Origin of the sequence: Clostridium sp. C2-6-12, from assembly GCF_009928485.1 — a bacterium.
GTDB lineage: Bacteria > Bacillota > Clostridia > Clostridiales > Clostridiaceae > Clostridium.
Window position 1 is genome coordinate 256,149 of sequence record NZ_JAABNP010000003.1, and the last position, 22,223, is coordinate 278,371.

A 22,223-nucleotide genomic window follows, 5' to 3' on the forward strand; every position below is an offset into this window, starting at 1 on the left:
ATTATAAAATATACTATTCACAAACCATTTATTAATAATTAAATGGAGCATACTATGAAAGCAGCCATCTATTCAAGAAAATCAAAATTTACAACCAAAGGTGAAAGTGTAGAAAATCAAATAGAGCTCTGCAAATCCTATGCTAAAAATAATGGATACGATGAATATTATATATATGAAGATGAAGGCTTTTCAGGAGGCAACACAAACAGACCTGAATTCAAATCTATGATGAAAGATGCTAAAGCAAAAAAGTTTGATGCAATAATCTGTTACAGGCTTGATAGAATCAGTAGAAATGTTTCTGACTTTTCTAGCCTTATTGATGAATTAAAAGTCCTTGGAATAGATTTCATTTCAATACGTGAACAGTTTGATACTTCTAGTCCTATGGGGACTGCTATGATGTTTATTAGCAGTGTATTTGCTCAATTGGAACGTGAAACTATAGCTGAGCGCATTAAAGATAATATGTATGAGCTTGCTAAGACTGGGCGTTGGCTTGGTGGTACTCCTCCTTTTGGATTTTGTTCTGAACCTGTATATTATTTAGATAATAATTCTAAGCAAAAAAAGCTGATGAAATTATCTCCTATTGATGCTGAAGTCTCTTTAATAAAACTTTTCTTTGAACAATATTTAACTCTTGGAAGCCTTGGAAAACTTCAAAAGTATCTAATTCAAAATAATATTAAAACAAAAAGAAATTCTAATTGGGATATAAAAGCTCTGCAGCTATTACTTAGAAATCCTGTTTATGTTGAGTCTTCTGAGGTTGTAATAAAATATCTTTCTACTAAGGGTGCAACTATCTTTGGTGATCCAAATGGCAATGGAATACTGAGTTATAATAAGAAAGATTCAAAAGACAAATATAAAGATATTAGTGAATGGATTTTTTCTGTTTCAAAACATGAAGGTGTAATTGATGATAATTTATGGCTTAAAGTTCAAAGGCAATTAGATAAAAATAAGGTTCTTGCGCCAAGACTCGTTAGTGGCAGCGAATATGGAATATTTAATTCTGTATTGCAATGTGGAAAATGTGGTGGAAGGATGCTTCAAAAGCAAGGTCACTCCTCTAAAAAGACTGGTGAAATTTTTAGATATTATATATGTGCAAATAAATTTAATTCTAGTGATAGCATTTGTGACTCTAAAAATATAAGGTTTGATATATTAGAAAAATACGTTATGAAAGAACTTTTTGAAACTATTGCTGATAAAGGATCATTAATTAAAGCCATTGAAGAATATAAAAACAGCTTAGTATCTGAATCTCTAGATAAAGATAAGGATAAAGCTTATGAAAAGAAAATTTCTCAGAAAGAGCTTCAAATTAGAAACTTAATTGACAAGCTTTCTTTAAATCCTAATATATATGATTTACTTTCTTCAAAAATTGAAGAATTAAATAACGAACTAAATGAATTAAAATTAATAAAGCTTCAATCAGAAAATACTAACGATAATTTAAGACAAGCTATTAATGAAATAAACTTTTTCACCTCATTACTTATTAATTTTGAAAGCATGTGGAAAAATGCGGACTGTTCTATGAAAAAGCTTTTTATTAATTCCCTAATTTATTATATTTCATATAACTCAGATACTAATGAAATAGTTATTAAACCATTTTCCACTAATAAATCATAAGGCGCTCTTTAATGTAGCGCCCAAATGCTCCTGCAGTAGCAGCAAAGTCAATATTGGTAACCATATTAACATCTGTCTTAGGATCAATTTTATTTTGTTTCATAGCATATTCCAACGCCATTGCTGGCACTCCTCCAGGTCTTCCTCCGATTACATTTTTCCCTTTTATATTTTCCCACTTAAAATTATCCTCCTTAGTTCGTCCAACTAAAAAAGAACCATCCTTTTGAGTTAGTTGGGCAAAAAGCACTGGATAATCTTCTCTTCCTTGATTGTTAATGTAAATTGTCTGCTCTGGACCACAAAAGCCTATGTCTGCAGATTTACTTAGAACAGCCTGCATTGTCTTATCAGCACCTTGTGCTACTTGAACTCAAATGCAATTAAATAAACTATATTTTTATACCACAATCCTTTTAGCTCGCATTTTTAATAAAAGTTCCGTATTGTGCTTCGCACTCTTTTTATATGTGCATATTCTGAAGAATATATATTCTTCTATGGTAATATTCTTCAGAATAAATATGCACCTTTATAAAGAGTGCCATAGCACAATTAGGAACTTTAAATACTACCATACATAGATTTTGCCTAATTTTTAAAAATTCCACCAAGCAACTTTTTATAATCACCTCTAAATTATTTTAACTAAAAAATAGTATAAATTTTTCTATAAATCAAATAATAAATTTATATTATTAGTATTAGGAGGCGCAAAAGTTTGAATGAAGGATTAGTGGTTTTAGTACGTTCTATTATTTCGTTTTTTTCTCTGCTTATTTTTGCAAAAATACTTGGAAAGCAGCAAATAAGTCAGTTAACATTTTTTGATTATACTCTTGGAATTACAATTGGCTCTATTGCTGCAACTCTTACTACGGATTTATCTAGCAGAGCATGGCCACATTTCGTTGGTCTTTTTGTTTGGGCTTTCCTTGGATATTTAATGGAGTTAATCACTGAAAAATGGCGATATGCAGCCAAATACATAGAAGGTGAACCTACAATTATTATAATGAATGGAAAGATAATGGAGGATGCCTTAAAAAAAATGAAATATACTGCAGCTGATATCATGGGATTATTAAGAATTAAAGATGTCTTTGATTTATCTCAGGTTGATTTTGCAATCATTGAGCCAAATGGTCAATTGTCAGTTTTAAAAAAGCCTGAATATGAACCTTTAACTCCAAAAGATATGAGCATTGTAAAAGCACCAAGTGGTATAAGTACTGAGCTAATTTATGATGGCGTTCTTATAGGGCAAAACTTGAAACAGCTTAACAAAAGCGAAAAGTGGCTTATGGATCAATTGAAAATGCATGAAGTTAAAGATATTTCAGATGTATTTTTAGCAACCTTAACTCCTTCAGGTTCTTTATTTATAGACAAATATGATGACCATATGATTAAGATAACTGATATTGGTGATTATAAAGGTCCATACTAAGGAGGAAAATGTTATGAGAAAATTTATAATAATATCTATACCAGTAGTATCATTAGCTTTGTTTGTTTTAATTATGCTTAGTGGGCATTTTCTTAAGAACTCTTTTGGAAAAAATGATAACATTCCCGAAGCTATTCAATCAACCATTCAAGATATACAATCAGAAAATTGGAAAAGCGCTAAGGAAGATGCAGCCAACTTATCAGATACCTGGAAGGTAATAGTAAAAAGAATTCAATTCAGCTCAGAAAGAGATGAAATAAATTCTTTTGATTCAAATTTAGCAAGACTTAATGGAGCCATAATGGCTAAAGATAAATCTTCTTCACTTATGGAATTAAGCGAAGCTTATGAACATTGGGAAGGCTTAGGCAAATAAATATTAATATGAAGGAAAGCTACTTATTATTGTTACATATAAATAGCTTTCTTCTTTATTCTAGAACCAAAAAAAGCTTAAAGCCTTTCCTGTAAAAGCTAACAGGCTTTAAGTTGTAATTGCAGAAAAATTTCATTTTTTGATTCACAAGTTTATAAGTGCAACTCTCTTGATTCTTAACTTTCAAATAATCATTAGATGCTCTTATATCCATAAAATCCAACTGAATATAAGAGCATCTAATGATTATTTATTGTATTGTGGTTCTTCTTGCTTTACAAAATCACATCTTGATTCAAGAGTTTGTGCTACATTATCCATTGTATTTGCTAGTTGGCTAAACATTTGTTTTGCCTCTTGATTATCTGTGTCTAAAGAAAAAGTCATCATATCTGCTGCTAATCCTTTTGCACTTGCTACCGCTGTTTCAAGTTTTGTTCCTGTTGGCATACTAATCCCTCCATTGTTTTTTTATCGACTTTTATATCTTGTTCATAATCAATTTAAATATTCAATTTTTAATTATGAAATATAATCCCTTTATTCATTTATATACACTTAAAAACAAAGTATATAATTTCATCCTTAACTTTCAATTCAATTACTCCAATCTATTATTATAAAAAAATGAATTAAAATTACGCCTATTGGTTAAAGTACATTAGAAGATAATTATATTAATAAAGGAGATTTTTATATGACTGCAATTTCAAAAGTAAAACAAACACTTGCTACATTAAAGGGGGCTGAGGTCACTTTAAAAATGTATTCTATGCAAGAAAGATCAAAAGAGGCTGTAATTGCTTATACTGAAGCATCAGAAGAAATCAATCAAATTAAAATAGATTTAGAAAAACGAATAGGAAATATGGAGTTCCAAGAACCCCAATATAAAGGCAACTAAGGGAGGTTGACTATGAATACTTGGTCAATGCTATTATTTAATTCAATAATACTATTTTTTTTAGCAGTAATTATATCAAAATATTTAAAAAGAAAAACTTTAGCAAGAGCTACTCCATTTGATTTTATTTCTTATGCTGTAATAGCAGCTATAGTTGCTTTAATTTCTTTAAATATGCTTCCTAATATTTATTTTGGATTAACTACTCTTGCAATATGGGTATTAATGCCCATTTTATTAGACTACAGTGCTATGAAAAGTAAATGGATATACAATATAGTACATGGTAAAGAAAGAGTCTTAATAAAAAATGGCAAGGTAATGGAAGATAATCTATCAAAAGAAAGAATTACAGGGCAAGAATTTTTACAGGAAATGCGATCAAAAAAAGCATTTAATTTAGCTGATGTTGAATTTGCGGTTATGGAAACAACTGGCGATATAAATGTAATTTTGAAAGCTGATAAAAAACCTGTTACTGCATCTGATTTAGGAGAAAAAGTTGGAACAAAACGTGAGCCTCAGACGGTTATTTTAGATGGTAATATTTTAAATGAAGGACTTACCAATGCTGGATTAAATCGAACTTGGCTTACAACACAGCTGGAAATTAAGGGAGTGTCACTAGAAAATGTTTTTCTAGGTCAAGTTGATTCTTCTGGCGATTTATATGTAGATCTTTTTGATGATATGATACAAGTTCCTAAAACAGAAATTAAAGATATGCTATATGCCAGTATTGAAAAATGTCAGGCTGATCTAATGTCCTTTTCTTTAGACAGCGACAATGAAGAAGCAAAGAATCTTTATTCACAAGATGCTGATAAATTAGAAAAAATCTTAAAAAAATTAGAACCACATTTATTAAGATAGAAGGTGAACATAATGTCTAATATGAAGAAAAAAAGAATGACCACTGCTCAGCAGCAATATGATGCTCTAGTAAGCAGTATAGAACCTAAAAGGCCTATACTCAAAAATTGTTATAGAGCTTTTTTAGTAGGTGGTACAATATGTGCAATTGGTCAGCTATTACAATGGTTTTTTATTAATTATTTCAATTTTGATGAAAAAAGTTCTGTTGGTCCTACTACCCTGGTTTTAATCTTCCTTGCAGTTTTACTTACTGGTCTCGGAATCTATGACCACCTTAGCCAATGGGCTGGTTCTGGCACTGCTGTTCCTATTACCGGCTTTGCCAATTCCATAGCTTCTGCATCAATTGAACATAAAAGTGAAGGTTTTGTACTTGGCGTAGCTGGAAATATGTTTCAACTTGCTGGTGCAATTATTGTTTATGGTGTTTTTTCTGCTTTTGTAGTTGCTGCTATAAAAATGACAATAATATGGTTGGGGGCGATGTGAATGCTTAAAGGTCATCAATCTTGGATTTTTAATTCTAAACCTACGATATTAGCTTCTGCTGCTGTTGGTGGACCCTTTGAAAGTAATGGAGCTTTAGCTAACGACTTTGATATACTTTATGAAGATTTATGGCTTGGCCAGGATAGTTATGAAAAAGCTGAAAAAGCGCTTCTTGAGCATGCTTGTGAAAGGGCTATATTAAAATCAAAAATACAAAAAGAAGATATTAATTTCTTTTTTAGCGGAGATCTAATGAACCAACTTATTTCTAGCAGTTTTGCTGCTAGAACTTTAGGCATACCTTACTTAGGAATCTTTGGCGCATGCTCCAGTTCTATGGAAGGATTATCCCTAGCTGCTCAATTAATAGACAGTAAAGCTGCTAAATATGTTGTAGCTGCTGCCTGCAGCCATAATGCTGCAGCAGAAAAAACCTTTAGATATCCTACAGATTATGGTGTACAAAGACCGCCTACTGCACAATGGACTGTAACAGGAGCAGGTGCTGTAGTCCTAGGTCAAAATGGAAATGGACCAAAAGTAACTTCTTGTACCATAGGAAAAGTTGTAGATATGGGAGTATCTGATCCATATAATGTTGGTGCAGCCATGGCACCAGCAGCTGTAGACACAATAGAAGCTCATTTTAGGGATCTAAATATTGATGCTTCCTATTATGATCTTATTGCTACTGGAGATTTGGGGAAGGTTGGTCATGAACTTGCAAATGCACTGCTGGAAAAACACGGCATTAACATGCCAAAGGATATATTTACAGATTGTGGGCTTTTAATATATACAAAAGAACAGCCCTCCTTTGCCGGTGGCAGTGGATGCGGCTGTTCTGCTACAGTAACCTATGGGCATTTACTTAATCGTATGCGAAAAGGAGAACTAAAGAAAATTTTAGTTGTTGCTACAGGAGCATTACTATCACCCATATCCTTTCAACAAAAGGAAAGTATTCCTTCCATAGCCCATGCTGTTTCAATAGAAATGTAGAGAAGGAGGTATAATAAAAATATGGAAAAATTATTTTTTGCATTTATAATAGGTGGTTTAATCTGTGTTATAGGTCAGCTTATAATGGATACTTTAAAAATAACCCCAGCACACACAACTTGTACGTTAGTAGTGATTGGTGCCATCTTAGGAGGTTTCGAGCTATATGATCCTTTAGTCAAATTTGCTGGTGCTGGTGCATTTATTCCTATAAGCAGCTTTGGAAATACTCTTGTAACGTCTGCCTTAACTGAAGCTCAGCAAACAGGTCTTATGGGCATCTTTACTGGAGTATTAAAAACTGTCAGTACAGGAGTTTCTGCTGCAATAATTTTTGGCTTTATTTCTGCCATGGTATTTAAGCCAAAAGGTTAAACAAATTATTAATTTTTAGTTTCGTAATTTATATTCTAAAATTTATAGTAAATATTTTCAAAACTATTTATATTTATATTGATATGAATAAAACTTTATATATGCATATATTGTTTTATTTATATCAATTATAAAGATAAAAATTAAAAAATATACCAATTTATACGAAACACTGGCCTCTGAGCATTTACCTTTGTCGTTTTCTATAATACTTTACTCCAATTGTCTTTACAGCCTTATATTCTCTGAATTATCTTGTAACATTTCGATTAATTTCTTAATTTCCTTTACTGAAAATTTTTCAATAATTATTAAAGTTACCAAATCTGTTGCTTTCTTTTCTAATATTTTTATATTATCTGGATAATTTATGTGGACATTTATATTCAATCCAAAAAACTCCTATAATTATTTACTTTATTATATGCATTCCAATTAATTTTGGTGACAGTCATAACTTTACCTACGAAAGATTTTTTCATTCTATGATAATTACTAATAATTTTTCTTACTAGATTCATATTATATAAAATAATATTTATTCATTACTATATTTAAAAATGGGGGCTTATCTGTGAATGTAGCAATTTATAGTAGAAAATCAAAACTTACTGGTAAAGGTGAAAGTATCGAAAATCAAGTTCAAATGTGTAAGGACTATCTGCTAAAAATAAATCGGAATAACGAAATATATAACTTTCTCATATATGAAGATGAAGGTTTTTCAGGAGGTAATATTAATAGGCCAAAATTTCAAATGCTTATGAAAGATATTTCCTTAAAAAAAATCAATCTCCTTATTTGCTATAGATTAGATCGTATATCGAGAAATGTTTCAGACTTTTCTACAACTTTAGAAATTCTTCAAAAATACAATGTTAACTTTATTAGCATTAGAGAACAATTTGATACAAGTTCACCAATAGGACGAGCAATGATATATATTGCTTCAGTATTTGCGCAGCTTGAACGTGAAACAATAGCAGAACGTGTAAGAGACAATATGCTTGAACTAGCTAAATCTGGCAGATGGCTCGGCGGTACACCTCCTTTTGGCTATAACTCTAAACCTGTAAGCTATTATGATGAAAACATGACAGAACATTTAATGGCTAACTTATCTGAAAATCACGAAGAATTAGAAATAGTTAAGCTTATATATAATAAATACTTAGAATTAAAATCTTTAAATGCTCTTGAAGCGTATCTTTTACAGCATTATTTTAAGACAAGAAGTGGTTCAAATTTCAGAAAATCAACTTTAAAATTAATATTAACTAATCCTGTTTATGCACAATCCAGTAAAGAAATATTTACTTATCTCGAAGCAAAAGGCATGCTTTTATGTGGAGAACCTGATAATATTCATGGATTTTTAACCTATAATAAGCTTAAAACAAATTATTCGAAGGATGGTAAGCATTGTCGTGAATTTAGAAATTCCTCTGATTGGATAGTTGCTGTCAGCAGGCATAAAGGAATAATTGAAGCTAATGATTGGCTGAAAGTTCAATATCTCTATTCAAATAATAGTAATAAATTCATAATGTCAACCAGAAGTCACAATGCTTTATTAACTGGAATAATAAGATGTGAGAAATGTGGTTCTCCAATGAGGATAATACATGGTCCTCTCCGTAATAATAATACTAAATTATATTATTACGCATGCACCTTAAAAAAATCCTCTAAAGGAAGCAGATGTAATAATCCAAATGTACGAGTAGACCAAATAGATTCAATTATAATTAACACAATAAAGAAAATAGAAATAAATAATCATATCTTAATAAAAAATCTTATGGAAAAAAATAAGGAAAATAAAAAATCTGTTGTTACAGATACTAAAACAATAGAGAATAACCTATATATACTAATTAAACAAAAAAAAGCTCAGGTTGATAATCTACTAAAAAAGCTATCTTTAAGTCCCGACTTTTTTGATGTAGTTATTCCTAAGATAAAGGAACTTAATCTTGAATTAAATCAATTAAAGAGTGAACTAAATAAATTTAATGATAAAATCCTTCAAAGTAATTATGAAGAATCCTCTCTCCCTTTTACTATATCTCTTCAAGAAGGGTGTTCTTTAATAGATAATTTGACTCAAAATGAAAAAAAATCCTTGATTAAAGGATTAATAAATAAGATTTCTTGGAATGGGGTTACCAAAAATTTAATTATTAATTTTAATTAAAAACGTAGATTGGAATTTATTAATGCTGCTTAAAGCAATTATAAAATATTTGCATATGAGTTCAAGGAGCTTGTCCTGTTTGTAAGTCAATTTCTATTCCATTTTGTTCAAAAAATCCTTGACTCATTGCAACATACATAGGTGCATAAAAAACAGAACGAGTTACTTCATTTAAGCGTACTTTTACTTTACCTTCATTAGCTGTTTTAGAACTGCCACATCCAATGACAAATATTCCAGTTGTAAATGAAAGTAGTAAAGCGGCTAAAACTTTTATTTTCTTTCTCATAAAGAAAACATCTCCTAATAGTATTCATGGTGTATCATATGATATTTTAGTTGAGATTGTTCTAATATATATTGCAACAGGAAATTTGTATAAATCGGAGAATCTCCTATAAGAAAAGCTATTGCCTCATTTATTAAGCAATAGCTATCTATGTACCATCTTACATTATATATGTAAACCCTTAACTGTTTAAAATTTTAACTATATTTCAAATTTATTTATTTCATCATTTAACTTTTTAGAAATCTCTTCTAATTTTATAGCAAACTCAGATACTTCTTCTGAATTAGCTAGCATTTCTTCTGAAGATGCAGCTATTTCCTCAGCTGATGCAGAAGTTTCTTGAGATACTGCTGTTATATTATCCATAGTTTCAATTATTGAATTTTTTGATTCCATAGTAGTTTCCAATGATTTATTGGTTTCTGAAACATAAGGTCCTATATTTGATAATGAATTCAACATTTCATTGAAAGCCTCTCTTGTACTTATTACTGTACTTGATTGATTATCAACTAAATTAGTCACATTATTTGAATTTTCCAATACATCTTTTGTCTCGCTGCTTATTAATTCAATTAGTCTTTGTATTTCTTCAGTGGATTCTTTTGATTGTTCAGCTAATTTTCTTACTTCTTCTGATACAACTGCAAATCCTCTTCCTGCTTCTCCTGCTCTTGCAGCTTCAATAGCTGCATTTAAAGCTAAAAGATTAGTTTGCTCTGAAATACCATTAATAACATTTGTAATATTTCCAACCTTAGAAACACTTTCATTAAGATTATTTATTTTAATAGCTTGTTCATGATAAGAAAGTTTTACTTCTTCTATTGATTTCAGTAAAATATCAATTTGTTTTTTTCCTACTATTGCTTTTTCTTCAGTTAATGAAGAACTTTGTTTTACTTCGTTTATTTTATTGTATATGTTGTCCAATTCATCTGATAATTTTAAAATATGATTTGATATATCAACCAAATCACTAGCTTGATGTGTTGTTCCTTCTGATACACCTTGTATAGAATTTGTAACATCACCAGTAGTTATAGTCATTTGATTAGAATTTAAGCTTAAGCTTGCTGACATATCTCTTACTTCAAAAGAACTGTCCTTTATAGTTTTCATAGTATCCTTTAAGTAATTTGTCATAGTATCAAAGCTTTCATACAAGATTCCAATTTCATCATTACTATTAATTTCAACACTATGTCTTAAATCACCTTGCGCTATCTTTCCAGCTGCAGCTACTAATTTATTTAAAGGATTTGTAATTCCTTTTGATACTTTCAATAATATAAATGCAGCTATTAAAAACATTACTAGTGAAATAGCAATTATAATAACAAGCACATTATTAATCGTATCTTTTACAGTTTTCATTGAAAGACCTATATCAATAGCCCCTAATAGTTTATCACCATCATGTACAGGAATTAATACATCGTATACCTCAACTCCATCTTCAACAAATGTTGATGAATAAGGCTTTCCCTCTACAGCTGCTGTTTTACTACCAATATCATCAACCTTTTCACCTATTTTACTAGTATTACTATTAGCTATTTGAGTTAAATTTGTATCAATAAATACAGCATATACTATGCTTTGATCTTCAGCTAATTTTTCAACTAACGTTTGAATTTCAATTGATTTACTCAAGCTTTGAACCTTATTTGCAATTATACCTATTTGAACCATTCCAATTCCTGGCTTTGATACATAACCATACTTATAATAATCATTTGTTTCTTTACTTTTTCTAATATTTTCAACAAAAAAATTCCTGTCACCTTTTAATACTGGATATGATATATGATTACTGTCAAAAGATGAACCTACACTCGTTGGTAAATTTGAATAAATAATTTTACCATTTGTATCAGTATAATTTATTTCATCAATTTCAAATTGTTTCGCTAAATCAGTTAAATATTCATTATTTACTTTATCAGAATTATTTATAATAAATGAACCTGTAGTCCTAATTTTATCTGAAATAGATTGATTTATAGATTCCATAGACTTATTATTAATTTCTATTTCAGATTGTATTTGCTTTGCTAAGTTAATCCCATCTGTTTTCATTTGATTTATCAAACTATTTTGAATAATCATTATACAACTAATAGTTATAATAGTTATACAAATAAAAATGCTTATTAATGGAATTGCTAGAATCTTAAATTTTATAGAACCTTTCTTTTTTTTCATAATGTAATTCCCCCTAATATAAATGTTTCTTTAATTTAATTAATAGATATAACCTTCATATTCTAATTCATATATTAATGAAATAAGATATTCTTTGGTTAAAGCATTAAAATTCTTCATATGCCTTTCTATTTTACACATAATTACATTATATTTCAAATTTTTTATATTTTTTAACATTTACTTTTTCTTCTTTTTATTTACTTGCATTAATTAAAATAAGATTTAATAACTATATTAGTTTTATATAAAAATAAATTGTCACAAAACTAAATACGTTAGTCTTGTGACAATTCAATTTGCAGTTTCACCCTTAACAATTTGTAATCCCTGTTTGATAATCCCACAATATTTATTAATTGTAACCACCATATTACTTTTTAATCAAGTAATATTAAGTTCTTATTTTTTTCTATTAAAATTTCTATATCTTTAAGACAACTACTATACAATAACAAAAAAATCCCCCACACTTTACATCATGTGAGGAATAACATTATTTGTCTTTGTCAACTTCTTCATAATCAACATCAATAATATCTCCATTTGTGTAACTTTCACTTCCATTTTCAAAAGTATCCTCATTATCATATTGATTCTTAAATTCTGAATTACTTATTGTATCATTTGCCTTTTTACTTCTAATAAAACTAGTAATTTTCACAATTCCATATCCTACAATTCCAGCAAGTATTAGAAATGGAAGGATCTTAACAAAAATTACTCCTGCTAAAACTAATACGCAAATTGTTCCAATAATATATATGTACTTTTTAATTTGTCCATTCATTACAATCAACCTCTACAGTGCTTAAGTTTTAAGCTTTAGGCTATCACATTAAATAATTAACATACAATATATATACTAATGTAATAGCCTCTTTCAGCTTATTTAGTTACAATTATACCTTAAGAAAATAAACTTTACAATGTACTAAAATGTAACATAGCTAGAATCCCTATTAGGTATAAATTTATATGTTAGTAATATTGATACTACTAATAATGCTGTAACTACCAAACCACCCTCTGGTCCAAAACTTCCACCATTTATTATATTGGAACTTAAAACTTTTATTTTATATATTGAATCTGTATTATTTCCACTTACTAAAAACCCAAAAACATCTCCTTGAAAGTAATTCCACGTTATATGATAGCCAATACACATCCATATATTTTTAGTTTTCATAAACAAGTATCCCATAAATATTCCAAATAAAAATAAATTCACATATGCAAGCAAGCTTATTCCACCATTCATAGAATGCATTGCGGAAAAAATTATGGCTGAAACTATAAGAGGTAGCCATGCTTTCTTAGTTTGCTTTAATACTGTCATACAATATCCTCTGCAAAATAATTCTTCGTTAATACCAACAAAAATAAATACAACTAATTCAACAAACAAACTCATTGAAAATTTAGGCATTCCAAGACCATTTACCATTTCTACCGATTTTGTTGCAATTAATATAAATGCAACTATTGTGAAAGATACTGCACCACTCAATAAACCTGCACTTAAATCCTTCCAACTGCTCTTTATATTAGTAAATCCAATTTCTCTAACTTTGCCTTTATCCCACAATTTCCAAAATAATATTACCCAGAATATTAAACTTATACACTGAATTAAATGTAAAAAGGCTCCTGGCAAATTTCCCATTCCTGAAAATTGCTGTTGCATATATGACGCTGCCTTAGCCTTATTTGCTGCAAATTCTGGATGCATTAATACAGTAACCATTCCATATACCATACTGAAAACAGCTGATAAAACAATAGTAGTAATAATAAATAATACAAATAAAAGTCCTATTTTCCACCCAGATCTTGTTTGGTTATCCGCGTTTTTTAAAATCTTCATACTTTCCCTCCATTCATACATATAAAATATATCCATAAATATTATAACTTAATTTCATCATGACTAACTTAAAATATACTTAATTTTAACTGAAATAAATTCTATATTAATAAATATTTATTTAACTAAAAAAATAATACCTCCAAGAAAAATCTCAGAGGTATTATTCATTGACAGGAAAGTTCCTGATTGCAGCATAGCTGCTACTTTTATAAGTGAATTGATCCTTATTGTGGCATAGCCACTCTTTTAATCAGTGAAAAGTTTCGTATTGTAGCATATCTACTCTTTATATAGGTGTTTATTTTCTCAAAAATTCATTTACTGAGATTCCTGCTTGTATTCCTTCACTTATTGCAGTTACAACTAATGATTGACCACGTCTAGCATCACCTGTTGCAAATACTTTAGGAATATTAGTCTTAAAATCTTTATCGTCTGCTTTTACATTAGTTCGTGCATCTGATTCAACACCAAAAGCTTCTTTAATGTAGTTTTGTGAGCCTGTGAAGCCCATTGCAAGCAATACTAATTCAGCCTGATAAGTTTTTTCAGAGCCTTTAACTGGAATTGGACCAAATCTTCCGTTTTCATCCTTCTTCCATTCAACTTTTACAGTATCAACACTTTCAAGATTTCCATCTTTGTCAGCATTAAGAGCTGTAACTGTAGTTAAATATTCTCTAGGATCTTTTCCATATAGGTCTATAAATTCTTCTTGGCCGTAATCAACCTTAAGAACCTTAGGCCATTCTGGCCATGGATTATTATCTGCTCTCTCGTGAGCTGGCTCTCCCATTATTTCGAATTGAACTAAGGATTTACAGCCATGTCTAAGGGAAGTACCAACACAGTCTGTTCCTGTATCTCCACCACCAATGACAATTACATTTTTATCTTTTGCAGATATGTAATTACCATCAGCAAGATTAGAATCTAAAAGACTCTTAGTATTAGCCTTTAAGAAATCTACTGCAAAGTGAACTCCATTAATATTAGCTCTCCCTTCTACTTGAAGATCTCTAGGTTCAGAAGCTCCTGTTGCAAGGATTACTGCATCAAATTCATCTAAAATTTGACTTGCCTCGTAGTTTCCACCTACATTTGCATTGTTTACAAATTTAACGCCCTCTTCTGCCATAAGGTGTATTCTTCTTAAAATAACTTCCTTATCTAACTTCATGTTAGGAATTCCATACATTAATAATCCGCCTGGTCTATCACTTCTTTCAAATACAGTAACCTTATGACCACACTTATTTAATGTATCGGCAGCTGCAAGTCCAGCAGGGCCTGAACCAATTACTGCAACTGTCTTTCCTGTTCTTTTAGCTGGCGGATTTGCCTTAACTTTTCCATTTTCAAAAGCAATATCTATTATAGCTCTTTCTTGTTCTTTTATAGTAACTGCTGGACCATTTAATCCTGCTGTACATGCAGCTTCACAAGGAGCTGGACAAACTCTTCCTGTAAACTCTGGGAATGGATTAGTCTTATTTAATCTTTCATAAGCCAATTCCCATTTATCTCTGTATACTAAATCATTCCATTCAGGAATTAAATTGTGAAGTGGACATCCTGATACCATTCCAGAAAATAATACTCCTGATTGACAGAATGGAACTCCACAATCCATACATCTTGCACCTTGAATACATTGTTTTTCTACTGGAAGTCTGCTATGAAATTCATTATAATCTTTTAATCTTTCTTTCGGCTCTCTATTTTTTCCTACTTCTCTATCATACTCTAAAAATCCTGTTGGTTTACCCATTTGTTTAACCCTCCTAATTTCCTTTAATTTCTTGGAAAGTTTTAATTAATGCTTCATCCTCATCACATCCAAGATTCTTGTACTTTTCAACAGTTTCTAAAACTCTCTTGTAATCCTTTGGAATTATCTTATGGAATTTAGATTTTTCTGTATCAAAGTTGTATAATATTTTGTTTCCTTTAGGAGAACCTGTAACTGCAACATGTTCTTCAATTAATTTCTTTAATTCATCTTCATCTTCTAAACTTAACTCTTCTAATAGTATCATTTCTTCATTTATGTTTATCCTGAAGTTTGGATCTTCTTCATAAATGTAAGCAATTCCGCCACTCATACCAGCTGCAAAGTTAACTCCTGTTTTACCTAAAACAACTACCTTACCGCCTGTCATGTATTCTAATCCATGAGCACCTACTCCTTCAACAACAGCAGTTGCACCTGAATTTCTAACACAGAATCTTTCTCCTGCAATACCATTTATAAATACTTTACCTGAAGTTGCACCATATAAAGCAACATTTCCAATTAATATATTATCTTCAGCAACAAAAGTAGCTTTCTTTGGAGGATATACTATGATCTTACCACCTGATAATCCCTTACCTAAATAGTCATTAGCATCCCCTTCAACTTCAAAAGTTAATCCCTTTGGAATGAAGGAACCAAAACTTTGTCCAGCTGCTCCATTACATTTGATTTTTATAGTATCTTCTGCTAAACCATTTCCACCATTAACTCTAGTTATTTCTGAGCCTAAGATAGTGCCCAGAGTTCTATCAGTATTAGTTATATCTATTTCAAAACTAGTCTTTTGACCACTTTGAATAGCTTCTTTACACTTATCTAAGAATACTGTTTCATCTAACACTTTATTTAACTTAAAGTCATATTTCTTAGTTTCATCAAATTTAACTACTTTACCTTTATATTTATCTGGAGTGTAAAGTATAGAACTTAAATCAATAGTTTTTGATTTCCATCCATGAGCAGTTTCTCTTTGTTTAAGCTTATCTACTCTACCAATCATTTCATCAAGCTTTCTGAATCCAAGCTTAGCCATAATTTCTCTAAGTTCTTCAGCTATAAAGTACATAAAGTTAACAACATATTCTGGCTTTCCTTTAAATCTCTTTCTTAACTCTTCATTTTGAGTAGCAACTCCAACTGGGCAAGTATCTAAGTTACAAACTCTCATCATTACACAGCCTAAAGCTACAAGCGGTGCAGTTGCAAATCCAAATTCTTCTGCTCCAAGCAATGCTCCAATAGCAACGTCACGGCCACTCATAAGCTTACCATCAACTTCTACCCTAACTCTTTCTCTTAAATCGTTAAGTAATAAAGTTTGATGTGCTTCAGCTAGTCCAAGTTCCCATGGAAGTCCTGCATTTTTAATAGAGTTCTTAGGAGATGCTCCAGTTCCTCCATCATATCCTGAAATTAATATTACTTCTGCTCCACCCTTAGCAACACCAGCTGCAACAGTTCCAACACCACATTCAGAAACTAACTTAACCGATACTCTAGAACCAGTATTTGCGTTCTTTAAATCGTAAATTAATTGTGCTAAATCTTCTATTGAATAGATATCATGGTGTGGTGGTGGTGATATAAGTCCAACACCAGTAGTTGAATGTCTAGTTTTAGCAACCCATGGATAAACCTTAGTTCCTGGTAGTTGTCCACCTTCACCTGGTTTTGCTCCTTGTGCGAGTTTTATTTGAAGTTCATCAGCATTAACCAAATATTCAGAAGTTACTCCAAATCTACCTGATGCAATTTGCTTAATTGAAGATCTTTTTGAATCACCATTTTCATCTGTAATCCATCTTTCAGCGTCTTCTCCACCTTCACCAGTGTTAGATCTACCACCTATTCTATTCATTGCAATAGCAAGTGCTTCATGTGCTTCTTTAGAAATTGATCCATAAGACATAGCTCCAGTTTTAAATCTCTTAACTATTTCAGAAACTGGTTCAACTTCTTCTAACGGAATTTCCTTAGAGTTATAGTTGAAATCTAATAAGCCTCTAAGAGTAACTTCAGCATATTCATCATCAATTAAATCTGTACATTCTTTAAATAACTCATAGTTTCCTGTTCTTGTAGCTTCTTGAAGCTTATGAATAGTTAATGGGTTATAAAGATGCTTTTCTTGTTCACCTTCTCCAGATCTAAGCTTTTCATAGCCTGGTGAATCTAATGCAAAGTCACTTGCATATGTCTTATCCTTAAATCCTTTTGTATGATTAATTTCTATTTCCTTTTGTATTTCTTTTAGTGTTATACCTTCTATTCTGCTTATAGTATTAGTAAAGTATCTGTCTATAACTTCCTTACTTATACCAATAGCTTCAAAGATTTGAGCTCCTTGGTAAGATTGTATTGTTGAAATACCCATCTTAGAAAGAATTTTTATTATTCCCTTAAGAACAGCTTTGTTATAGTTATAAACTGCTTTATCATATTCTTTATCTAATAAACCATCTTCAATTAATCCTCTTAAAGCTTCATATGCCATATAAGGATTAACAGCCGATGCTCCAAAGCCAATTAGAGTTGCAAAATGATGAACTTCTCTTGGTTCTCCACTTTCTAATATTAATCCAACTGATGTTCTAGTTCCTTTTTTAACTAAATATTGATGAAGTGCTGAAACTGCTAATAATGAAGGTATTGGCATTTTAGCTTCACAAACATTTCTGTCAGATAATATTAATACAGTATATCCTTTTTCGTATGCATCTTGTGCTTTTTCAAATAATTCATCTAATGCATCTTCTAAAGAACCACCTTTATCAAATACAATATCTATAACCTTTGATTTTAAGTTACCACTGTTAAGTGCTTTTATTTTTGCTAATTCATCATCATTTATTATTGGTGAATCAAGCTTTAATAGTCCACAGTTTTCTGCTTTATCTTCTAATATGTTTCCTTCTGGACCTACATATACGTTAGAAGCTGTAACTATTTCTTCTCTAATAGCATCTATAGGTGGATTAGTTACTTGAGCAAATAATTGCTTAAAGTAATTAAATAGTGGTTGAGCTTCTTTAGATAATACAGCGAGTGGAACATCTATACCCATTGCAGCAAGTGGTTCAGCTGCTGTTTCAGCCATTGGAAGCATTGTTGTTTTAACTTCTTCATAAGTATAACCAAAAGTCTTTTCTAATCTCTTTCTAGTTTCTCTATCATATTCAATTCTGAATTTCTTTCCATCTTTAACTTTATCTAAAGTTACTAGGTTTTCTTTTAGCCATTCTCCATATGGATGTTCAGTTGCATAAGAATGCTTTAATTCTTCGTCATCTATAACTTCTTTTTTAACTGTATCTACAAGTAACATTCTACCTGGCATTAATCTGTCTTTCTTTTCAACATTTTCAGCAGGTATATCTAAAGCCCCAACTTCTGAAGAAAGAACTAATCTTCTGTCCTTAGTTATATAATATCTTGATGGTCTTAAACCATTTCTATCTAAAACTGCACCAACTTTTTCACCATCTGTAAATACGATAGCTGCTGGGCCATCCCATGGTTCCATTAATGTAGCATTATATTCATAGAAAGCTCTTTTTTCTTTGCTCATAGTCTTGCTCTTATACCATGGTTCTGGAATTGCCATCATAACTGCTCTAGTTAAGTCCATACCATTCATATATAAGAATTCTAAGTTATTATCAAAGATTGCAGAGTCTGATCCTTCTTTATTAATGATAGGTAATACTCTGTTTAATTCTTTTCCAAGTACTCTAGATTTTACATTTGTTTCTCTAGAATATACTTTATTTACATTTCCACGTAATGTATTGATTTCTCCATTGTGAATCATAAATCTGTTTGGATGAGCTCTTTCCCAGCTTGGGAAAGTGTTTGTACTATATCTTGAATGAACTAATGCTAAAGAAGTTTCAACTCTTTCATCTTCTAAGTCCTTATAGAACTCTCTTAATTGTGTAGATAAAAGCATACCCTTGTACACAATAGTTTTTGATGAAAAAGATGCTATGTAGAAAGTTTCATTTAAGAATTTGCTTATCCATCCAGCTCTCTTTTCTATGTTTCTTCTAACAATATATAATTTTCTTTCGAAATCTTTTCCTGTTTTTATGCCATTAGGTCTCTTTACAAAAGCTTGCATTATGTAAGGCATAGCTTCTAAAGATGCTTTTCCAAGAATTGAAGGATTTGTTTGAACTGCTCTCCACCCGATTAGTTCAAGATTTTCATCCTTTGCTATATCTTCAAAAAGGCTCATAGCTTCTTTTCTTGCCTTTTCTTCTTGTGGTAAGAACACCATAGCAACTGCATAATCACCCTCATCACCAAGAGTTAATCCCTTTGATTTTAATTCTTCTTCGAAGAATTTATGAGGTATATTGAATAATATTCCAGCTCCATCCCCTGTTCTTTCATCAGCTCCTGTACCACCTCTATGTTCTAATTTTTCTAAGATAGTTAAACAATCTGATAAAATCGCATGAGATTTTTCGCCATCAATGTTTACTATAGTCCCAATTCCACAAGCATCATGTTCAAAACATGGATTGTATAGCCCCTGTGCATTCGGATTATTGTTTTCCATTTAAAATTCCCCCTTGAAATTAATAATATATTTAATTGTACTTTCACCTAAAGGCTTGGCACTATTAATTTTCCTATAACATTATACTAATACATTTATATGTAGCAAAACAACGAGTAAAAATATCCTTTTTTTCGATATGATTACTCGTATGGTTGCTATACTATAAGTTATTCCATCTCGCTTAATATTAAACTAGCAATATCTTTCATTCTTCGCCCAGAATCCATACTTATTTTCTGCATATATCTAAAAGCTTCATTCTCCGTAATTCCTGAAGTTGACATAAGCTTACCTTTAGCCTTTTCAATCAGCTTTCTATCTTCTAAAGTATGCTCTAACTTTTCTACCTTTTCTCTTAACTTTTCAATTCTTTTTTTACTTTGAAAAATTAAATCAATTGCATTAGTCAAAAGTACATTAGAAATTTTAGTGCCAATACAATATATGTCAGTATCTTCTTCTATATATGATTTATATGGCTCATTTACAATAGCTAAAAAACTAGTTGTATCTGCTAAGGTTTCATATATATCAAGTAAACTCATATCCTTGAATTTATATCCAACTAAGACTAGGTCTGGGGAATATTGCATAACCAATCTAATTAATTCATTTCCTGAAGTACATAATGCTATAATTTCATAGCCTTCCTGTATTAGTAAACTCTTTAATTTATTTGCGGTCTCAATATTGCTTAAAGCTATAATAATTTTACCATTTTGAGCCATTGCAATCCCCACCTTAAATAATACTAATTGATACTACTAGATTAATATCTATTAAGATAGTTCTTTATTTCCCAATCATGTACATCAATTCTATACTGATCCCACTCAATAGATTTTGCTTCAATATATTTATTAAAAATATGATCTCCTAATGCTTTTTTAGCAAGTGAACTTTCTTTCATGAAATTGATAGCTTCATATAAATTATTTGGTAAGTTATCAATTCCTTGAGCTAATCTTTCTTCATTAGTCATATCAAAAATATTTGCTTCTACTTGAGCTGGTGGTTGTAAATTTTCTTTAATACCTTCTAATCCTGCTTGTAATAAACAAGCTAATACTAGGTATGGATTAGAACTTGGGTCTGGACATCGAAGTTCTATTCTTGTTCCAGAACCTCTTGATGCAGGTACTCTTATTAATGGAGTTCTGTTTTTGCATGACCAAGCTAAGTAAACTGGTGCTTCGTATCCAGGTACTAATCTCTTATATGAATTAACTAATGGATTAGTTATTGCTGCAATCCCTTTAATATTTTTTAATAATCCAGCAATAAAGTTATAAGCTATAGGACTTAATCCATTTGGATCACTTTCATCAACGAAAGCATTCTTTCCATCTTTAAATAATGACATATTAACATGCATTCCTGACCCATTGATACCAAAGATTGGCTTTGGCATAAATGATGCATATAATCCATGTCTTTGAGCTATTGATTTTACAACTAGCTTAAAGGTCATAATTCTATCTGCTGTTGTTAATGCATCACCATACTTAAAGTCTATTTCATTTTGACCTTCAGCAACTTCATGATGGGAAGCTTCAATTTCAAATCCCATATCTTCTAAAGCTAAAGTCATGTCACGACGTGCATTTTCTCCTAAATCTGTAGGTGCTAAATCGAAATACCCACCCTTGTCTTGAGTTTTTGTTGTTGCATTTCCATTATCATCTGTTTCAAATAGGAAGAATTCACATTCTGGTCCAACGTTCATAGTATATCCAAGCTCAGCAGCTTCGTCTAAAGCTTTCTTTAATATATATCTTGGATCTCCTTCAAATGGTGTTCCATCTGGTCTGTAAACATCGCAGATTAATCTTGCAACCTTACCTTGTTGTGGTCTCCATGGAAATATTACAAAGCTGTCTAAGTTTGGTCTTAAATTCATATCTGATTCTTCAATTCTAACAAATCCATCAATAGAAGAACCATCAAACATACACTCATTATTTAGTGCTTTTTCTAATTGTTTGTCTGTAATAGCTACATTTTTTAATGCTCCAAAAATATCAGTAAATTGAAGCCTTATGAATTTAACGCCATTTTCCTTTACTAAATTAATTATGTCTTCCTTCGAATACTTTGCCATCTTTAACATTCCCCCTTTTAGCTTTAAAAAAAGGCGCACAATAGAAATGTATACCA

General features: G+C 30.7%; 19 protein-coding genes and 1 pseudogene. 9 read left to right on the forward strand and 11 right to left on the reverse strand.

Translation table 11 applies throughout. The features are described from left to right. Window positions 1-54 precede the first annotated feature (54 nt). Window positions 55-1,656, forward strand: a complete 1,602-nt coding sequence (locus GXK56_RS04310) for a recombinase family protein (protein ID WP_160685516.1) — start codon at window positions 55-57, stop codon at window positions 1,654-1,656. 22 nt (window positions 1,657-1,678) lie between these two features. Here the strand turns inward: GXK56_RS04310 and GXK56_RS04315 are convergent. Continuing rightward, window positions 1,679-2,017, reverse strand: a pseudogene (locus GXK56_RS04315) (ABC transporter substrate-binding protein); the annotation flags it as partial. Window positions 2,018-2,377: 360 nt separating this feature from the next. On the opposite strand from GXK56_RS04315, the gene GXK56_RS04320 reads away from it, so the two are divergent. Together GXK56_RS04320 and GXK56_RS04325 are read left to right on the forward strand one after the other, a co-directional pair. After that, window positions 2,378-3,106 (forward strand): DUF421 domain-containing protein, encoded by a 729-nt coding sequence (locus GXK56_RS04320; protein ID WP_160685518.1) that lies wholly within the window; start codon window positions 2,378-2,380, stop codon window positions 3,104-3,106. A gap of 13 nt (window positions 3,107-3,119) precedes the next feature. After that, window positions 3,120-3,485, forward strand: coding sequence for a DUF4363 family protein (locus GXK56_RS04325; protein ID WP_160685520.1), 366 nt, complete (start codon window positions 3,120-3,122; stop codon window positions 3,483-3,485). Window positions 3,486-3,731: 246 nt separating this feature from the next. Here GXK56_RS04325 and GXK56_RS04330 read toward each other — a convergent pair whose 3' ends face one another. Beyond that, window positions 3,732-3,935 (reverse strand): DUF1657 domain-containing protein, encoded by a 204-nt coding sequence (locus GXK56_RS04330; RefSeq protein WP_160685522.1) that lies wholly within the window; start codon window positions 3,933-3,935, stop codon window positions 3,732-3,734. 247 nt (window positions 3,936-4,182) lie between these two features. On the opposite strand from GXK56_RS04330, the gene GXK56_RS04335 reads away from it, so the two are divergent. Genes GXK56_RS04335 through spoVAE form a run of 5 tightly spaced genes read left to right on the forward strand, consistent with a single transcriptional unit; the run spans window position 4,183 to window position 7,131 of the window. Next, window positions 4,183-4,389, forward strand: coding sequence for a DUF1657 domain-containing protein (locus GXK56_RS04335; RefSeq protein WP_160685524.1), 207 nt, complete (start codon window positions 4,183-4,185; stop codon window positions 4,387-4,389). A 12-nt stretch (window positions 4,390-4,401) separates the two neighbouring features. Further along, a complete protein-coding gene (locus GXK56_RS04340; RefSeq protein ID WP_160685526.1) occupies window positions 4,402-5,262 on the forward strand; it encodes a DUF421 domain-containing protein in 861 nt (286 codons plus the stop codon). Window positions 5,263-5,274: 12 nt separating this feature from the next. Next, window positions 5,275-5,754 (forward strand): stage V sporulation protein AC, encoded by a 480-nt coding sequence (gene spoVAC / locus GXK56_RS04345; RefSeq protein WP_160685587.1) that lies wholly within the window; start codon window positions 5,275-5,277, stop codon window positions 5,752-5,754. Then, on the forward strand, window positions 5,755-6,756 hold the full coding sequence (gene spoVAD / locus GXK56_RS04350) for a stage V sporulation protein AD (protein ID WP_160685528.1): 1,002 nt from the start codon (window positions 5,755-5,757) through the stop codon (window positions 6,754-6,756). 21 nt (window positions 6,757-6,777) lie between these two features. Beyond that, window positions 6,778-7,131, forward strand: coding sequence for a stage V sporulation protein AE (gene spoVAE, locus GXK56_RS04355; RefSeq protein WP_160685530.1), 354 nt, complete (start codon window positions 6,778-6,780; stop codon window positions 7,129-7,131). 228 nt (window positions 7,132-7,359) lie between these two features. Here spoVAE and GXK56_RS04360 read toward each other — a convergent pair whose 3' ends face one another. Next, on the reverse strand, window positions 7,360-7,521 hold the full coding sequence (locus GXK56_RS04360) for a hypothetical protein (protein WP_160685532.1): 162 nt from the start codon (window positions 7,519-7,521) through the stop codon (window positions 7,360-7,362). A 184-nt stretch (window positions 7,522-7,705) separates the two neighbouring features. Between GXK56_RS04360 and GXK56_RS04365 the strand changes: the two genes are divergently transcribed. Next, window positions 7,706-9,328 (forward strand): recombinase family protein, encoded by a 1,623-nt coding sequence (locus tag GXK56_RS04365; RefSeq protein ID WP_160685534.1) that lies wholly within the window; start codon window positions 7,706-7,708, stop codon window positions 9,326-9,328. A gap of 61 nt (window positions 9,329-9,389) precedes the next feature. On the opposite strand, the gene GXK56_RS04370 is transcribed toward GXK56_RS04365, so the two are convergent. The 8 genes from GXK56_RS04370 to glnA form a co-directional block, all read right to left on the reverse strand. After that, window positions 9,390-9,617, reverse strand: coding sequence for an ABC transporter substrate-binding protein (locus GXK56_RS04370; RefSeq protein ID WP_160685536.1), 228 nt, complete (start codon window positions 9,615-9,617; stop codon window positions 9,390-9,392). Window positions 9,618-9,818: 201 nt separating this feature from the next. After that, window positions 9,819-11,828 (reverse strand): methyl-accepting chemotaxis protein, encoded by a 2,010-nt coding sequence (locus GXK56_RS04375; protein ID WP_160685538.1) that lies wholly within the window; start codon window positions 11,826-11,828, stop codon window positions 9,819-9,821. Window positions 11,829-12,324: 496 nt separating this feature from the next. After that, on the reverse strand, window positions 12,325-12,618 hold the full coding sequence (locus tag GXK56_RS04380) for a hypothetical protein (protein WP_243156008.1): 294 nt from the start codon (window positions 12,616-12,618) through the stop codon (window positions 12,325-12,327). A 144-nt stretch (window positions 12,619-12,762) separates the two neighbouring features. Beyond that, entirely contained in the window at window positions 12,763-13,698 is a 936-nt protein-coding gene (locus GXK56_RS04385; RefSeq protein ID WP_160685540.1) for a type II CAAX endopeptidase family protein, read from the reverse strand. A 301-nt stretch (window positions 13,699-13,999) separates the two neighbouring features. Next, window positions 14,000-15,472, reverse strand: coding sequence for a glutamate synthase subunit beta (locus GXK56_RS04390; protein ID WP_160685542.1), 1,473 nt, complete (start codon window positions 15,470-15,472; stop codon window positions 14,000-14,002). Window positions 15,473-15,485: 13 nt separating this feature from the next. After that, entirely contained in the window at window positions 15,486-20,063 is a 4,578-nt protein-coding gene (gltB, locus tag GXK56_RS04395; RefSeq protein WP_160685544.1) for a glutamate synthase large subunit, read from the reverse strand. 170 nt (window positions 20,064-20,233) lie between these two features. Next, window positions 20,234-20,794, reverse strand: a complete 561-nt coding sequence (locus GXK56_RS04400; protein WP_160685546.1) for an ANTAR domain-containing protein — start codon at window positions 20,792-20,794, stop codon at window positions 20,234-20,236. A gap of 41 nt (window positions 20,795-20,835) precedes the next feature. Beyond that, window positions 20,836-22,167, reverse strand: a complete 1,332-nt coding sequence (gene glnA, locus GXK56_RS04405) for a type I glutamate--ammonia ligase (RefSeq protein ID WP_160685548.1) — start codon at window positions 22,165-22,167, stop codon at window positions 20,836-20,838. Window positions 22,168-22,223: the final 56 nt, after the last annotated feature.

Coding starts and splice junctions, on each gene's coding strand:
- GXK56_RS04375 (WP_160685538.1), bottom strand. CDS start 11,828: ATGAAAAAAAAGAAAGGTTCTATAAAATTTAAGATTCTAGCAATTCCA.
- GXK56_RS04385 (WP_160685540.1), bottom strand. CDS start 13,698: ATGAAGATTTTAAAAAACGCGGATAACCAAACAAGATCTGGGTGGAAA.
- GXK56_RS04310 (WP_160685516.1), top strand. CDS start 55: ATGAAAGCAGCCATCTATTCAAGAAAATCAAAATTTACAACCAAAGGT.
- GXK56_RS04390 (WP_160685542.1), bottom strand. CDS start 15,472: ATGGGTAAACCAACAGGATTTTTAGAGTATGATAGAGAAGTAGGAAAA.
- spoVAC (WP_160685587.1), top strand. CDS start 5,275: ATGTCTAATATGAAGAAAAAAAGAATGACCACTGCTCAGCAGCAATAT.
- gltB (WP_160685544.1), bottom strand. CDS start 20,063: ATGGAAAACAATAATCCGAATGCACAGGGGCTATACAATCCATGTTTT.
- glnA (WP_160685548.1), bottom strand. CDS start 22,167: ATGGCAAAGTATTCGAAGGAAGACATAATTAATTTAGTAAAGGAAAAT.
- GXK56_RS04325 (WP_160685520.1), top strand. CDS start 3,120: ATGAGAAAATTTATAATAATATCTATACCAGTAGTATCATTAGCTTTG.
- spoVAD (WP_160685528.1), top strand. CDS start 5,755: ATGCTTAAAGGTCATCAATCTTGGATTTTTAATTCTAAACCTACGATA.
- GXK56_RS04335 (WP_160685524.1), top strand. CDS start 4,183: ATGACTGCAATTTCAAAAGTAAAACAAACACTTGCTACATTAAAGGGG.
- GXK56_RS04380 (WP_243156008.1), bottom strand. CDS start 12,618: ATGAATGGACAAATTAAAAAGTACATATATATTATTGGAACAATTTGC.
- GXK56_RS04370 (WP_160685536.1), bottom strand. CDS start 9,617: ATGAGAAAGAAAATAAAAGTTTTAGCCGCTTTACTACTTTCATTTACA.
- spoVAE (WP_160685530.1), top strand. CDS start 6,778: ATGGAAAAATTATTTTTTGCATTTATAATAGGTGGTTTAATCTGTGTT.
- GXK56_RS04340 (WP_160685526.1), top strand. CDS start 4,402: ATGAATACTTGGTCAATGCTATTATTTAATTCAATAATACTATTTTTT.
- GXK56_RS04400 (WP_160685546.1), bottom strand. CDS start 20,794: ATGGCTCAAAATGGTAAAATTATTATAGCTTTAAGCAATATTGAGACC.
- GXK56_RS04330 (WP_160685522.1), bottom strand. CDS start 3,935: ATGCCAACAGGAACAAAACTTGAAACAGCGGTAGCAAGTGCAAAAGGA.